This is a genomic window from Aquitalea magnusonii (assembly GCF_002217795.2).
In the GTDB taxonomy this organism is placed as follows: domain Bacteria; phylum Pseudomonadota; class Gammaproteobacteria; order Burkholderiales; family Chromobacteriaceae; genus Aquitalea; species Aquitalea magnusonii_B.
On sequence record NZ_AP018823.1, the window covers coordinates 1,967,043 to 1,981,824 of the forward strand.

Genomic DNA, 14,782 nt, shown 5'->3' on the forward strand with positions numbered 1-14,782 from the left:
TCACAACAGACATGCATGTGTTGACGGTGGAACTCACCATCAAAGCGGAGTGTGTGGCTGATTTCCTGCAAGAACTACAGCAGTTCAGCCGCTTCATTCTGCAGCAAGAAGCCGACTGCCTGCGCTTTGAAATCTTCCAGGACGCTGACGACCCCTGCCGCATCCTGCTGCTGGAAGGCTGGAGCAGCCGCCAATATCTGGAACAGGTGCAATTACTGCGCGCGTACTACCAGCCCTATTTCGCCAGGGTGCACAGCATGTTTGCGGCAGCGCGCCTGCTACGGCACTGGCAAGCACTGCCGCTGGAGCACAGTTAAAGCAAGCCTGCAGCCAGGCAGTACAAGAGCAATACCGGCAGCAGCACAGCGGCAGCCGGTATTGCAACTGACGTTTAACCACGCTGCGGCCATCTGGCCCGGCGGCAATCAGGACACAAGCACAATGACAGGACTGAAGATTTCCGCAGCGGTCCACGGCCAGCCGCTCACCATTGGCAGTGGCTTTCAGGCCCAGCATTTTGGCGAGCAGATGTTCCACGGCCTGATCGACCCGGTGGTGATGGTGGACCACTTCCACATGACGGCCCCCACCTTCGAACCACACCCGCACGCCGGGATTTCCGCCGTGACCTATATGTTCGAAGACGCCAGCAGCCCGCATGTCAATTACGACTCCATGGGCAATCAGGGCCCCATCGTGCCGGGTGCCCTGCACTGGCTGGCAGCCGGACGCGGTGCGGTGCATACCGAGCAGCCGGAAGGCGCCAATCCGCACGTGCATGCACTGCAGATTTTCGTCAACCTCCCGGCCAGCAAGAAAATGCAGCCCCCGTTTGCCGTGCATGCCGAGCCGACCGACATCCCGGAATATCAGGCAGCGGGCGTGCGGGTGCGTATTGCCGCCGGCAGCAGTAACGGCATTCACGCCGCCCACAGCGCGGCATTGCCGGAAGCCTTTACCTTGCTGGATGGCTTTATTGATGCCGGCCAGCGCTTCACGCATGCGCTGGAGCCAGGCTGGAATGCCATGCTCTATGCCATTGACGCCCCACTACAACTGACAAGCGATGGACAAAGCAGCGACATCCCGGCCGGAGCAGCCGTTGGCATTGCTCTGGCTGATTCGGCGGCACACGCTGCCCGGCTGCAGATCCATGCTGAGGCCGGCTGTCACTTTGTCTTGCTGTCCGGCCCGGCGCTGCACGAGCCACTGGTCAAGCATGGCCCCTTCGTGATGAATAGCAGCGAGGAAATCAACGACCGCATCCGGGCGTATCAGCGCGGTGAGTTCGGGCAATTGACCGAGGACTGGCTGCGCAACAGCCAGCAGCCCGCATGAGCACGCCCAGCCAACAGCCCGCCACGCAGGCCACCCACTGGCCTGCCGTGCTGATTGCCATCTTTGCCGGTGCCGCCGGTGCCTTCTGCCTGGGCAAGGTGCCGGCAGTGCTGGGGCTGCTACGCCAGGAGCTGGGACTGAGTCTGGTTGAAGGCGGCTGGATCGCCTCTGCCTTTAACAGTCTGGCCATCGTACTCAGCCTGTTCGTGGGCTTGCTGCTGGTGCGCTGGAATGCACTGCAAGCAGGCGTCATCGGCCTGCTGCTGTTATTGCTTGGCGGCGCGCTGGCGCTGCCTGCGCATGGCCTCTACATGATGCTGGCCTCACGGGTGATCGAAGGCATCGGCTTCTTGCTGGTCTCGGTGGCCATGCCCGGCATGATCGTCAGTCTGGCCTGCGATCAGGACAAACGTCTGACCCTCAGCCTGTGGGCGGTAAACCTGCCGCTGGGTGCCGCTGTCGGCATGCTGCTGACCCCGGCGCTGGCCGCAGTTGGTGGCTGGCGTCTGGCATGGCTGGCGGGCATGGCATTGCAATTGCTGGCCTTGCTGTTACTGCTGTCGTGCAAAGCGGTTTTCCGGCAGTGCAACCCGCAGGCGCGTCCAAGCACGCCACAAGCGGCAGCACCGTTTGCCGTGTTACGCCAGTCGGCGGTCTGGCGCTACGGCCTCGCCTTCATGCTGTACACCCTGATGCTGTGGGCGGTGTTTGTCTGGCTGCCAACCATGCTGCAAGCGCGGCCGGAACTGAGCACCCACACGATCGCGCTGCTGTCGGCACTGGCGGTGGTAGCCAATATTCCCGGCAACCTTGCCGGGGCCTGGCTGCTCCGCCGCGGCATGGCGCGCGATACGCTGATTTGCACTGCGCTGGGGCTGATGGGCCTAAGCGGCTTGCTGGCTTTCTGGCCCGGCCTGCCCGCGGATGCGGCCTATCTGCTGTGCCTGCTGCTTTCCTTTTGTGGCGGTGCGGTGCCGCCCGCCGCCCTGTCCTCAGCCCATGGACTCAGCCGCGGCCCGGTGCAGCTGGCGGTGTTGCAAGGCTATTTCGTGCAACTGGCCAATCTGGGGCAGTTGCTCGGCCCCTTGCTGCTGGCCGCGCTGGTGGCCGGCTCCGCCGACTGGAGCGTGGCGCGCAGCCTGTTTCTGGCCGGCACAGTGCTCGCCGCCATCCTGTTTGCCATGCAGCCGCGCAGCCATTAGCATGGCCTTCTTCTGCCATCGCCGGAGCCTGCCGTGCTGGACCCGAAACAACTGGAAGCCCTGTCCGCCGTGGTGGACAGCGGTGGCTTTGACAAGGCCGCGCGCAAGCTTTTTCTCACCCAGTCCGCCATCTCGCAACGCATTCGCCAACTGGAAGAACATCTGGGCCAGCCGGTACTGACCCGCACCAGCCCGCCCGAACCCACCGTGGCCGGACGACTGCTGCTGCAACATTATCGCCAGCTCAGCCTGATGGAGGGGGAGCTGATCAGCACCCTGCGGCCGGACGCCGCGCAGCACGCATTCTCCAAACTTAGCGTGGGTGTCAATGCCGACAGCCTGGCCACCTGGTTTCTGCCTGCGGTGCAAAGCGTGATGCAGCAAGGTCGATTGCTGATTGATGTGATGATGGACGATCAGGACTACACCCACGAGCTGATGCGCGCGGGTCATGTGGTGGGTTGCGTCGGCACTCGCCCCACGCCGATTCAGGGTGGCGAATGCCATTTCCTCGGCTGCATGCGTTATCTGTGCCTGGCCACCCCGGCATTTGCCGCACATTACTTTGCCGATGGCTTCACCCCGGCGGCGCTGGCCCAGGCCCCGGCCATCATTTTCAGCGGCAAGGACGACCTGCACAGCGAATTCCTGCAGCAGTTTGCCGGCTATACGGGGAGCACACCCCACCTCACCCTGCCCACCCCGCAAGGCTTTGTGCAAGCCACGCGGCTGGGGCTGGCCTACAGCCTGCTACCGGAATTGATGATCGACGATGACCTGCACACCGGCCGCCTGATAGACCTGCTGCCAGGCCAATGCATAGACATGCCGCTTTACTGGCATCACTGGCGGGTGGAATCTTCGCTGACGCAGGCGCTAAGCGAAGCGCTGCAAACCCACGCCGCCAAGGTATTGCGCCAGACGCCGCCAGGCTGAGACTCAGCCTGCAACACGATTGACAGCCACCGCCGCGCTAGGCAAGATCACGCGCCCAGTCTGAATGTACCGGAGCCATCATGGCACAGCACACCCCCAGTCCCGCACAATGGGCAGAACTTGAAGCAGCAGCCCGCCTGGCTGCACGGCATGCCTACGTACCGTACAGCCGCTTTGCTGTCGGAGCCGCCATTCTGGATGAGCAGGACAGGATTCATCCCGGCTGCAATGTGGAAAATGCCAGCTACGGCCTGGGCAATTGTGCCGAGCGTACTGCCATTTTCTCTGCGCGCGCACTGCACGGCCTGCAACAAGTCATTGCCGTCTGCATTTACACCCCAACCGCCACGCCCACCTCCCCCTGCGGTGCCTGCCGCCAGGTGCTGAACGAGTTTGGCCCGCACCTGCTGGTGCGCAGCATCTGCGACGGACCTGACCGCATCGACACCACGCTGGACCAACTGCTGCCGCATGCCTTCGGCCCGCAAAACCTGACGGATGCAGCGGCATCCTGATTCTTCAGCACGCTGAAACAATAAAAAAACGGAAGCCCAAAGGCTTCCGTTTTGTTTTGCAGCTCACTCCAGGCCTGCCTGGCGCGGCGGACAAGATAGCGCAGCGTCCCTGGGGCAAGGCGCGCCGACACAGACAGTACACTGCGTACGGCAAGGAGGCGAACGCTGCCACAGGGGTTTTGTCAGCTGCGCTTAGCCCACCCAGCGGCGTGCCGAGGCAAACATGCGGAACCAGGCACCGTTTTCGCCCCAGCCTTCCGGATGCCAGCTATTTTGCACGGTACGGAACACGCGTTCCGGGTGCGGCATCATGATGGTGAAGCGGCCATCGGCGGTGGTGACACCGGTGATACCGGCCGGCGAGCCGTTCGGGTTCAGCGGGTAGGTTTCGGTCGGCTTGCCGTTGAAGTCCACATAACGCAGCGCGGTGAGCACACCATCCTGTGCGCCCGGCGCAAATACGGCACGGCCTTCACCGTGGCTGACCACTACCGGCAACTGGCTGCCCACCATGTCGGCCAGGAAGATGGACGGCGATTCGGTGACTTCCACCATGGTGAAGCGGGCTTCGAACTGCTCGGACGCATTGCGCTGGAACTTGGGCCAGTGCTGGGCACCCGGAATGATGCCGGACAGATTGGACATCATCTGGCAGCCATTGCACACCCCCAGCGCGAAGGTGTCGCCACGCTGGAAGAAGGCTTCAAACTGCTCGCGGGCACGCGGGTTGAACAGCACGCTCTTGGCCCAGCCTTCGCCGGCACCCAGCACGTCGCCGTAGCTGAAACCACCGCAGGCAGCCAGACCCTTGAAGTCGGCCAGCGACACGCGACCGCTGATGATGTCGCTCATGTGGACATCCACGGCCTGGAAACCGGCACGGTCGAATGCCGCAGCCATTTCCAGTTGGCCGTTCACCCCCTGCTCGCGCAGGATAGCCATGCGCGGACGCGCGCCGGTGGCAATGAACGGTGCCGCCGGGTTTGCTTCGGTATCGAAGGACAGCTTGGCAAACAGGCCCTGCGACTTGGTATTGGACAGCAGCAGGTGCTCGCTGTCGGCGCAGGCCGGGTTGTCACGCATGCGTTGCAGACGGTGGCTGGTTTCGCTCCAGGCCTTGTGCAGATCGACGCGGCTTTCGTTGAACAACTCTTCGCCATGATGATTGATGATCAGGCGGTCCTTGCTGTTGATCTTGCCCAGCACGAACAGCTCGCGGCCAATGCCGGCAGCCATGAAGCGCGAAATCACTTCGGCAGTGTGGGCCTTCTTCACCTGCAGCACCGCACCCAGCTCTTCGTTGAACAGCACGCGCATGATGCGGCCATGGGTGGCGGCTTCCGGTGTCGGCTGCACGAAATCGTCGATCAGGCGCTGGGTGTTCTTGCGCTCGATCACCAGCTCTTGCAAATCCACCGTCAGGCCCACATGACCGGCAAACATCATTTCCGCCAGCGTGGCGAACAGGCCGCCATCGGCACGGTCGTGATAGGCCAGCAGCATGTCATCGCGCAGCAGGGTTTGCACGGTATTGAAGAAGGCAGCCAGTTGGGACGGGCTTTCCACGTCCGGCGCACGGCCTTCCATGGCCTTCCACACCTGGCCGTAGATGGAACCGCCCAAACGGCAGCGGCCATAGCCCAGGTCCACCAGAATGATGTCGGTATCTTTTTCATCACGCAGTTGCGGGGTAACGGTCTTGCGCACGTCTTCCACCGGGGAGAAGGCAGTGACGATCAGCGAAACCGGCGCAGTCACCGACTTCTTCTCGCCGTTTTCTTCCCATACCGTCTTCATCGACAGCGAGTCCTTGCCCACCGGAATGCTGACGCCCAGGTCCTGGCTCAGGCGGGAAACCGCTTCCACGGTTTCGTACAGGCGCGCATCTTCGCCCGGATGGCCGGCAGCGGCCATCCAGTTGGCGGACAGCTTGATGTTGCCGATATGGCTGACAAAGCTGGCGGCAATATTGGTGAGCGATTCACCAATGGCCATGCGTCCGGAAGCTGCGGCGTTGAACAAGGCAGTCGGCGTACGTTCGCCCATGGCCATGGCTTCGCCACGGTAGCTGTTGAAACCCATGGTGGTGACGGCAACGTCGGCCACCGGCACCTGCCACGGGCCCACCATCTGGTCGCGCGCGGTCATGCCGCCCACCGAGCGGTCGCCAATGGTGATGAGGAAGGACTTGTCGGCCACGGCCGGGTTGCGCAGCACGCGGTAGGCGGTTTCCTTCAGCGGGAAGCGCGAAGCGTCGAACACGCGGAATTCCAGCGGTACGGTCTTCACGTCGCGGGTCATGCGCGGCGGCTTGCCCAGCAACACTTCCAGCGGCATGTCCACCGGCTTGTTGTTGAAGTAGTCGTCGCGGACTTGCAGGTGGCCGTCATCGGTGGCCACGCCCAGCACGGCAAACGGGCAGCGCTCGCGTTCGCAAATGGCGGTAAAGCGGTCCAGGTCCTGCGGCAGGATGGCCAGCACGTAACGCTCTTGCGATTCGTTGGACCAGATCTGCATCGGGGTCATGCCCTTTTCTTCCAGATGCACCTTGCGCAGGTGGAAGATGGCACCGCGGCCAGCGTCGTTCACCAGTTCCGGGAAGGCATTGGACAGGCCACCGGCACCCACGTCGTGAATCGACACGATGGGGTTATTGGCACCGTACTGCCAGCAGCGGTCAATCACTTCCTGACAGCGGCGTTCGATTTCCGGGTTGCCGCGCTGTACCGAGTCGAAGTCCAGGTTTTCGCTGTTGGCACCGGTGTCCATGGAGGACGCCGCGCCACCGCCCAGGCCGATCAGCAGGCTGGGGCCGCCCAACTGGATCAGCAAGGCGCCTTCCGGAATTTCATTCTTGTGAATCTGTTGCTGCTGAATGCTGCCCAGACCACCGGCAATCATGATGGGCTTGTGGTAGCCGCGCATTTCGCCGTCGACAACTTCTTCAAAGGTACGGAAGTAGCCGGTCAGGTTGGGACGGCCAAATTCGTTATTGAAGGCAGCGCCGCCAATCGGGCCGTCCAGCATGATTTGCAGGGCGGAGGCAATGCGACCCGGACGGCCATATTCGGCCTTGTCTTCGCTATACACTTCCCACGGCTGCACAAAGCCCGGAATGTTCAGGTTGGACACGGTAAAGCCGGTCAGGCCGGCCTTGGGGCGCGAACCACGACCGGTGGCACCTTCGTCACGGATTTCACCACCGGAACCGGTGGAAGCACCCGGAAACGGGGAAATGGCGGTCGGGTGGTTGTGGGTTTCCACCTTCATCAGGATGTCGGTCGGTTCGGTGGTGAAACCGTACTCGGCCGTTTCCGGTGCCGGGTAGAAGCGGTCGATGAAGGCGCCTTCAATCACCGAGGCATTATCCTTGTAGGCCACCAGCGTGCCTTCCGGATGTGCATCGTGCGTGTCGCGAATCATGCGGAACAGCGACTTGCCCTGCTCTACGCCATCGATCACGAACTGCGCATTGAAAATCTTGTGACGGCAATGTTCCGAGTTGGCCTGGGCAAACATCATCAGTTCAACGTCGGTGGGATTGCGGCCCATGCGGGTGAAGTTTTCCACCAGGTAGACGATTTCGTCTTCGGACAGCGCCAGGCCCAGCGAGCGGTTGGCCGCTTCCAGCGCCGCGCGGCCGCCTGCCAGGATGTCCACACTGGTCAGCGGCTGCGGGTCCATGTGGACAAACAGCTTGTCGGCATCGTCCAGCGAGCCCAGCACGGTTTCGGTCATGCGATCGTGCAAGAGGCCCGCCAGAATCTGACGAGCCTCTTCACTTAAAGATACCCCGGCGGTGCTTACCCAGTAAGCAGTGCCGCGCTCGATCCGCAGCACTTGTTCCAGCCCGCAGTGGCGGGCAATATCGGTAGCCTTGGAGGCCCAGGGGGACAGCGTACCCAGTCGTGGGGTCACCAGAAACAACTCGCCCTGCGGCGCTGCGGCATACGGAGCCTCGCCGTAGTTGAGCAGCTTGCCCAGAATGCCTTGCTGTTCGGTCGAGAGTTCGTTTTCGCTCTCGGCAAAATGCCAGAATTCGGCTTTCAGGCTGATCTCGGGCAGGCCGGCTTCTGCAGCGGCAGCGAGAAGTTTTTCAAGACGAAACTGGGACAGGGCAGCACCGCCCCGCAGCTTGAGAATGGTCGACATGCAACACTCGCGACAAGGATCAGGAAAGCGCGTCATAATACAGCAAAACAGGCCGTACATTAAGGCCATTCTGCGGCGAATGTCGGGCTATCAATCGTCCACAGCGCATTTACGGAACAATAAAGTCACCGCAAGGAGCACCTGAGCATGAAAAAGATCGAAGCCGTGATCAAACCCTTCAAACTGGATGAAGTGCGTGAGGCGCTGTCCGACCTTGGCATCAACGGCCTGACCGTTACCGAAGTCAAAGGCTTTGGCCGCCAGAAGGGTCATACCGAACTGTATCGCGGTGCCGAATACGTGGTGGACTTCCTGCCCAAGGTCAAGGTGGAAGTGATTCTGGCCGACGATCTGGTGGATCGCGCCATTGAAGCCATCGTGGCCGCCGCCCGCACCGGCAAGATTGGCGACGGCAAGATTTTTGTCACGGCAGTTGAGCAAGTGGTACGTATCCGTACCGGCGAAACCAACGAAGACGCGATTTGATCAGCCCCCCCTGCTGCCGGCCCCACCAGGCGCAGGGCATGAAAAAAGGCCGCATCAAGCGGCCTTTTTGCTATCCGGCATGGCGGATTATTTCCACACCTTCCACCACGGCATTTCTTCCACCTGCCACGGCTGGGTCAGATAAGCACTCTTGGGGTAGTTCAGCGCCAGCACGCGCTTGGCATCGCTTGCCAGTTGCGCCATACCCAGCTTGTCGTAGGCCACCGACATCAGCGCCAATGCTTCTTCCGGATACTTGGTATTGGAGTATTCCTTCACCACGTTCTGCGCGCGGTTGGCCGCTGCCAGGTAAGCGCCACGCTTCATGTAGTAGCGTGCCACATGCATTTCGCTGCCGCCCAGTGCATCCACCAGACGGTTCATCTTTTGCAGCGCATCCGCACTATACTTGCTGTTGGGGAAGCGGGTGGTCAGTTCGCGGAAGGCCAGGAAGGATTCGCGCGCCGCTTTCGGGTCACGTTCACTCATGTCCTGACCAGCCCACTTGGACAACATGCCCTGATCGTCGTTGTAGTAGACCAAACCCTTCAGGTAGTACACGTAGTCCACATTCGGGTGGGCCGGATGCAGCTTGATGAAGCGGTCGGCAGCGGCCACGGCCAGTTCCGGTTCATTATCCTTGTAATGCGTATAGGCCAAGTCCATTTCGGCCTGCTGGGCATAGCGGCCATAAGGGTAGCGCGCTTCCAGCGTTTCGTACAGCTTGACAGCACGGGTATAATTACCGCTGTTCAGTTCATCCCGAGCTTCCGAGTAGAGCTTTTCCACGGTCCAGCCGCGCGTTTCGTCGTAGGTTTCCGTGGTTGCACAACCGGCAAGCCCCATCACCAACATTGCTGCTACAACGTATCTTTTCATGACCGATCCTTACTTTGACTCGGAGGATTATAGCGATATCTCGGAAAACGAGGTATCTGCTCGACAACAGCTGGAGGTTCCGCTCTCTTTGGGTAGCGAACGCCTTGACGCAGCTCTTGCCAAACTCCTCCCCGATTACTCCCGCAGCCGCCTGACCCAATGGATCAAGGATGGCCATGTTCTGGTGGACGGCAAAGTCGTCCCCCCGAAAACCAGGCTGCTGGGTGGCGAAAAGCTGGACGTTACCATTGTTCAGTCAAATGAAGAAATGGCTTTCCATCCCGAAGCCATGGATTTGCCCATTGTTTACGAAGATGAACACATCCTGGTGGTGAACAAACCGGCCGGCCTGGTGGTGCATCCGGCCAGTGGCAACTGGACCGGCACCCTGCTCAACGGCCTGCTGCACCACTGCCCCGCCCTGGCCCACGTACCGCGCGCCGGCATCGTACACCGGCTGGACAAGGACACCAGTGGCCTGATGGTGGTGGCCAAGACCGTTCCGGCGCAAACCGAGCTGGTGCGCCAGCTACAGGCACGCACGGTAAAGCGCATCTACCGTGCCATTGCCGATGGCGTGGTGCCGTTTGATGGCACCATCAGCACCCAGATTGGCCGCGACCCGCACAACCGCCTGAAAATGGCGGTGCTGAAGTTTGGCGGCAAACCGGCCATTACCCACGTACGCGTGCTGGAACGCTTTGACAGCCATTCCTATATCGAATGCAAGCTGGAAACCGGCCGCACCCACCAGATTCGCGTCCACATGAAGGAAGCCCGCCACCCGCTGGCCGGTGATGCGCTGTACGGCAACCCGCGCCACAAGATGGACGACTACGTGGCCGACGCGGTCAAGCTGCTGGCACGTCAGGCGCTGCACGCCTACAAACTGGCGCTGGTTCACCCGGCCACCGGCGAAGAGCGCAGTTGGCAGGCGCCGATGCCGGAAGACTTCATGCACCTGCTCAACACCCTGCGCGGCGAAGGCGGCGAACGGCTGCAACAGGCCGCTGCGGGTGCAGAAGACGATGCAGAAGACTGGGACGACGAGGACGATGAAGACGACGATGGCGACATCGAGGTGATTTATGTGCGTGACTGATCCGTCCAGCCACTGGCTGCAGGCCGACTGGCCCGCCCCGGCCAATGTGCGCACCCTGATCACCACCCGCCAGGGCGGCCACAGCTTGCAACCCTTCAACAGCTTCAACCTTGGCACTCACGTAGGCGATGATGCCGACGCCGTGGCCGCCAACCGCGAACTGCTGCGCGCCGCACTGCCGGCCGAACCGGCCTGGCTCAACCAGATACACGGCACCCATGTCGTCAACGCCGCGGAAGTGAGCGACCGCCTGCTGGATGCCGATGCCAGCTACAGCACCACGCCCGGCACGGTATGCGTGGTGATGACGGCTGATTGCCTGCCGGTATTGCTGTGCAATGCTGCCGGCAGCGTGGTAGCCGCCGCTCACGCCGGCTGGCGCGGCCTGTGCGATGGCGTGCTGGAAGCCAGCGTGGCCGCCACCGGCGTGGCAGCCTCCAGCCTGATGGCCTGGCTGGGGCCGGCCATCGGCCCGGATGCCTTTGAAGTGGGTGCCGAAGTGCGCGCTGCCTTCATGGCGCAGGACCCGGCAGCCGAGCAAGCCTTTGCCGCCATTGGCGAAGACAAATACCTGGCCGACATCTACCTGCTGGCGCGCCAGCGGCTGGCGGCGCTGGGCATTGAGCGGGTATACGGTGGGGATTTCTGCACGGTCATCGATCGCGAACGCTTTTTTTCCTATCGCCGCGACAAGATTACCGGCCGCATGGCCAGTCTGATCTGGCTGCAGCCGCAAGACTAAGCTCCCGCTCGACACGGCAGCCCGCACGTTATGGCGTGGGCTGCCGTTTTTCTTGCCCACAGCGCCGCGATGGATGAGAAAAAAGATGAAACGTCATCAATTTTTCATGCCAAAGGCGTAGCGGCCACGCAACAAAGGCAGAACACCAGATATTGTGGCGAAACTGCATCAGCACCCAGATGCTTGTCTTTACAGGATTTCCCCCCGGCACCAAAAGCAGGCAGCCCTGCCCCAAAAAATTCCTACCCCCCTGTAAGCCTTATCTGGCGTGGATTTCACATTTTCTGACGGACTGTCAAGACTTGCCCCGCCACGCACAGAACACTAGAATTTGGGCCAACCTAGCAGTACAAACATACATATTGTGTTTATTCACAACGAACACACAGCTTTTCAACAGACTTGTCCACAGCCCGCATCCAGCCACCCGCTGGCCGCACCGGCGAAGACGCAAACCACCCAAAGAGGGCCCCATGCAACTGACCACCTTTGAAGGGCAAACCGCTGCCGAACTCGGCCGTGCCGCCGCCCCCCAGGCCGACTTCAGCCACTACAAGACCATTCGCCGCAATGGTGCCGTGGTGGCGTTCGAGCCGGTCAAGATCTCCATCGCCATGACCAAGGCATTCCTGGCCGTGATGGGGCATCAAGGCGCCACCTCCGCCAGCATTCGTGACAAGGTGGCCCAACTGACCGAACTGGTGGTCAACGCCCTGATGCGTCGCAAGCCGGAAGGCGGTGCCATCCACATCGAAGACATTCAGGACCAGGTAGAACTGAGCCTGATGCGCTTTGGCGAACACGACGTAGCCCGCGCCTACGTGCTGTACCGCGAACAACGTTCGCAAGAGCGCGCCGCCCGTGGCGAAGCGCTGACCCAGATCCAGATCAACGTCATCCGCAAGGATGGCCGCAAGCAGCCGCTGGACATTCCCCGCCTGCGCGCCGGCATCGAATCCGCCGCCCAGGGCCTGGCCGGTATCGACATCGACGCCATCCTGTCCGAAACCCTGAAGAACATCTACGACGGCGTATCGCTGGACGAAGTAAACAAGTCCGCCATTCTGGCCGCCCGCTCCATGATCGAACAGGACCCGGCCTACGACTACGTCACCGCCCGCCTGCTGCTGGACAGCATCCGACTGGAAATCATGGATGAATCGGTAAGCCAGGAAGAAATGGCCGAGCGCTATGCCGACTACTTCCCGCAATTCATCAAGAAAGGCATTCAGGCCGAACTGCTGGACGAACGCCTGGCCGAGTTCGACCTGAAAAAACTGGGTGCCGCCCTGGACCCGAAGCGCGACCTGAAATTTGGCTACCTGGGCCTGCAAACCCTGTTCGACCGCTACTTCCTGCACATCGACGGCACCCGCATTGAAATGCCGCAGGCCTTCTACATGCGCGTGGCCATGGGCCTGGCACTGAACGAAGTGAACCGCGAAGCCCGCGCCATCGAGTTCTACAACGTGCTGTCCAGCTTCGACTTCATGTCGTCCACCCCCACGCTGTTCAACTCCGGCACCCGTCGCAGCCAACTGTCCAGCTGCTACCTGACCACCATTGCCGACGACCTGGACGGCATTTACGAAGGCCTGAAGGAAAACGCCCTGCTGTCCAAATTTGCCGGCGGCCTGGGCAACGACTGGACCCCGGTGCGCGCCATGGGCTCCCACATCAAGGGCACCAACGGCAAGTCGCAAGGTATTGTTCCCTTCCTGAAAGTAGTCAACGACACCGCCGTGGCGGTGAACCAAGGTGGCAAGCGCAAGGGCGCGGTATGCGCCTACCTGGAAACCTGGCACGCCGACGTGGAAGAGTTCCTGGAACTGCGCAAGAACACCGGTGACGACCGCCGCCGCACCCACGACATGAACACCGCCAACTGGATTCCGGACCTGTTCATGAAGCGCGTGATGGAAGGCGCGGAATGGAGCCTGTTCTCCCCGTCCGAAACCCCGGACCTGCACGACCTGTACGGCGCCGCCTTCGAAAAGCGCTACCAGCACTACGAAGCCATGGGCGAACGTGGCGAGCTGAAAGTGTACAAGCGCATTCCGGCCCTCAGCCTGTGGCGCAAGATGCTGACCATGCTGTTTGAAACCGGTCACCCGTGGGTTACCTTCAAGGACCCGTGCAACATCCGCAGCCCGCAACAGCACATGGGCGTGGTACACAGCTCCAACCTGTGCACCGAAATCACCCTGAACACCAACGACGACGAAATCGCCGTGTGCAACCTGGGTTCGGTCAACCTGGCCGCCCACATGGGTGCCGATGGCAAACTGGACGCCGAGAAGCTGCAACGCACCATCCGCATTGCCCTGCGCATGCTGGACAACGTGATCGACATCAACTTCTACCCGGTGAAGAAGGCACGCAACTCCAACCTGAAGCACCGTCCGGTGGGCATGGGCATCATGGGCTTCCAGGACTGCCTGCACATGAAGCGCGTACCGTACGCCTCGCAGGAAGCGGTTGAATTTGCCGACGAATCCATGGAAATGGTGGCCTACTACGCCTACTGGGCAGGCACCGAGCTGGCCGAAGAACGCGGCCGCTACCCGTCGTACAAGGGCAGCCTGTGGGACCGTGGCCTGCTGCCGCAAGACAGCATCAACCTGCTGGCAGCCGAACGCGGCGGCTACCTGGAAATGGACCGCACCGAACGCCTGGACTGGAACGCCCTGCGTGAACGCATCAAGCAACACGGCATGCGCAACTCCAACACCCTGGCCATCGCCCCGACTGCCACCATCGCCAACATCATTGGCGTGTCTGCCAGCATCGAGCCGACCTACCAGAACCTGTTCGTCAAATCCAACCTGTCCGGCGAATTCACCGTCACCAACGAATACCTGGTGCGCGACCTGAAAAAAGCCGGCCTGTGGGACGAAGTGATGGTTGCCGACCTCAAGTACTTCGACGGCAGCCTGGGCCGCATCGACCGCATTCCGGCCGAGCTGAAAGCCATTTACGCCACCGCCTTCGAAATCGACCCGAAATGGCTGGTGGAAGCGGCATCGCGCCGTCAGAAATGGATTGACCAGGCCCAGTCGCTCAACCTGTACATGGCTGGCGCATCCGGCAAGAAACTGGACGACCTGTACAAGCTGGCGTGGATTCGTGGCGTGAAAACCACCTACTACCTGCGCACCCTGGCAGCCTCCAGCGCCGAGAAATCCACCGGTCGCGGTGGCGAACTCAACGCGGTGGCCAGCGGCCTGAACCCGGCTTACAACGCCGCCGCCGAACAAAGCGCCCCGGTAGCCGAAGTGGACAACACCCCGGCCACCGACGCCAAGTTCTGCAGCATTGACAACCCTGATTGCGAAGCTTGCCAGTAAGGCAAGCAAGCAGGATGGATTGATGCGAAGCAACAACCCGGATGGCACCGGAGCAAAGCGACGGTGTCCAGCCCGCAGGGCGT

General features: G+C 61.5%; 11 protein-coding genes. 9 read left to right on the top strand and 2 right to left on the bottom strand.

The annotated features are described in order from the left end of the window. The first annotated feature begins 11 nt into the window (after positions 1-11). From DLM_RS09430 to DLM_RS09450, 5 genes are all read left to right on the top strand, one after another. The gene (locus DLM_RS09430; protein ID WP_167467076.1) at positions 12-317 is read left to right on the top strand and encodes a putative quinol monooxygenase; all 306 of its coding nucleotides are present in this window, start codon (positions 12-14) and stop codon (positions 315-317) included. 124 nt (positions 318-441) lie between these two features. After that, a complete protein-coding gene (locus DLM_RS09435; RefSeq protein WP_089083312.1) occupies positions 442-1,338 on the top strand; it encodes a pirin family protein in 897 nt (298 codons plus the stop codon). Continuing rightward, positions 1,335-2,540 carry a CynX/NimT family MFS transporter gene (locus DLM_RS09440; RefSeq protein WP_089083311.1) on the top strand — a complete coding sequence of 402 codons (1,206 nt, stop codon included), beginning with the start codon at positions 1,335-1,337 and terminating at the stop codon, positions 2,538-2,540. Before DLM_RS09435 ends, DLM_RS09440 begins: the two co-directional genes overlap by 4 nt. A 33-nt stretch (positions 2,541-2,573) precedes the next feature. Continuing rightward, on the top strand, positions 2,574-3,476 hold the full coding sequence (locus tag DLM_RS09445) for a LysR family transcriptional regulator ArgP (RefSeq protein ID WP_089083310.1): 903 nt from the start codon (positions 2,574-2,576) through the stop codon (positions 3,474-3,476). 80 nt (positions 3,477-3,556) lie between these two features. Then, positions 3,557-3,991 (top strand): cytidine deaminase, encoded by a 435-nt coding sequence (locus tag DLM_RS09450; protein ID WP_089083309.1) that lies wholly within the window; start codon positions 3,557-3,559, stop codon positions 3,989-3,991. A 192-nt stretch (positions 3,992-4,183) separates the two neighbouring features. Here DLM_RS09450 and purL read toward each other — a convergent pair whose 3' ends face one another. Next, on the bottom strand, positions 4,184-8,143 hold the full coding sequence (purL, locus tag DLM_RS09455) for a phosphoribosylformylglycinamidine synthase (RefSeq protein ID WP_089083308.1): 3,960 nt from the start codon (positions 8,141-8,143) through the stop codon (positions 4,184-4,186). 147 nt (positions 8,144-8,290) lie between these two features. Between purL and DLM_RS09460 the strand changes: the two genes are divergently transcribed. After that, positions 8,291-8,629, top strand: a complete 339-nt coding sequence (locus DLM_RS09460; RefSeq protein WP_045846995.1) for a P-II family nitrogen regulator — start codon at positions 8,291-8,293, stop codon at positions 8,627-8,629. An 87-nt stretch (positions 8,630-8,716) separates the two neighbouring features. On the opposite strand, the gene DLM_RS09465 is transcribed toward DLM_RS09460, so the two are convergent. After that, entirely contained in the window at positions 8,717-9,508 is a 792-nt protein-coding gene (locus DLM_RS09465; protein ID WP_089083307.1) for an outer membrane protein assembly factor BamD, read from the bottom strand. On the opposite strand from DLM_RS09465, the gene rluD reads away from it, so the two are divergent. The 3 genes from rluD to DLM_RS09480 all read left to right on the top strand — a co-directional run bounded on the left by rluD (position 9,507) and on the right by DLM_RS09480 (position 14,699). After that, complete coding sequence (gene rluD / locus DLM_RS09470; protein ID WP_089083306.1) at positions 9,507-10,610, top strand: 23S rRNA pseudouridine(1911/1915/1917) synthase RluD; 1,104 nt, start codon at positions 9,507-9,509, stop codon at positions 10,608-10,610. The two genes, DLM_RS09465 and rluD, sit on opposite strands and share 2 nt — an antisense overlap. Continuing rightward, a complete protein-coding gene (pgeF, locus tag DLM_RS09475; RefSeq protein ID WP_089083305.1) occupies positions 10,597-11,352 on the top strand; it encodes a peptidoglycan editing factor PgeF in 756 nt (251 codons plus the stop codon). Before rluD ends, pgeF begins: the two co-directional genes overlap by 14 nt. Positions 11,353-11,825: 473 nt before the next feature. Further along, positions 11,826-14,699, top strand: a complete 2,874-nt coding sequence (locus tag DLM_RS09480; RefSeq protein WP_089083304.1) for a ribonucleoside-diphosphate reductase subunit alpha — start codon at positions 11,826-11,828, stop codon at positions 14,697-14,699. Positions 14,700-14,782 lie beyond the last annotated feature (83 nt).

Bases quoted from the DNA above. Each gene is read 5' to 3' on its own strand.
- DLM_RS09430 (WP_167467076.1), top strand. From the start codon at position 12: ATGCATGTGTTGACGGTGGAACTCACCATCAAAGCGGAGTGTGTGGCT.
- DLM_RS09435 (WP_089083312.1), top strand. From the start codon at position 442: ATGACAGGACTGAAGATTTCCGCAGCGGTCCACGGCCAGCCGCTCACC.
- DLM_RS09440 (WP_089083311.1), top strand. From the start codon at position 1,335: ATGAGCACGCCCAGCCAACAGCCCGCCACGCAGGCCACCCACTGGCCT.
- DLM_RS09450 (WP_089083309.1), top strand. From the start codon at position 3,557: ATGGCACAGCACACCCCCAGTCCCGCACAATGGGCAGAACTTGAAGCA.
- purL (WP_089083308.1), bottom strand. From the start codon at position 8,143: ATGTCGACCATTCTCAAGCTGCGGGGCGGTGCTGCCCTGTCCCAGTTT.
- DLM_RS09460 (WP_045846995.1), top strand. From the start codon at position 8,291: ATGAAAAAGATCGAAGCCGTGATCAAACCCTTCAAACTGGATGAAGTG.
- rluD (WP_089083306.1), top strand. From the start codon at position 9,507: ATGACCGATCCTTACTTTGACTCGGAGGATTATAGCGATATCTCGGAA.
- DLM_RS09465 (WP_089083307.1), bottom strand. From the start codon at position 9,508: ATGAAAAGATACGTTGTAGCAGCAATGTTGGTGATGGGGCTTGCCGGT.
- pgeF (WP_089083305.1), top strand. From the start codon at position 10,597: ATGTGCGTGACTGATCCGTCCAGCCACTGGCTGCAGGCCGACTGGCCC.
- DLM_RS09480 (WP_089083304.1), top strand. From the start codon at position 11,826: ATGCAACTGACCACCTTTGAAGGGCAAACCGCTGCCGAACTCGGCCGT.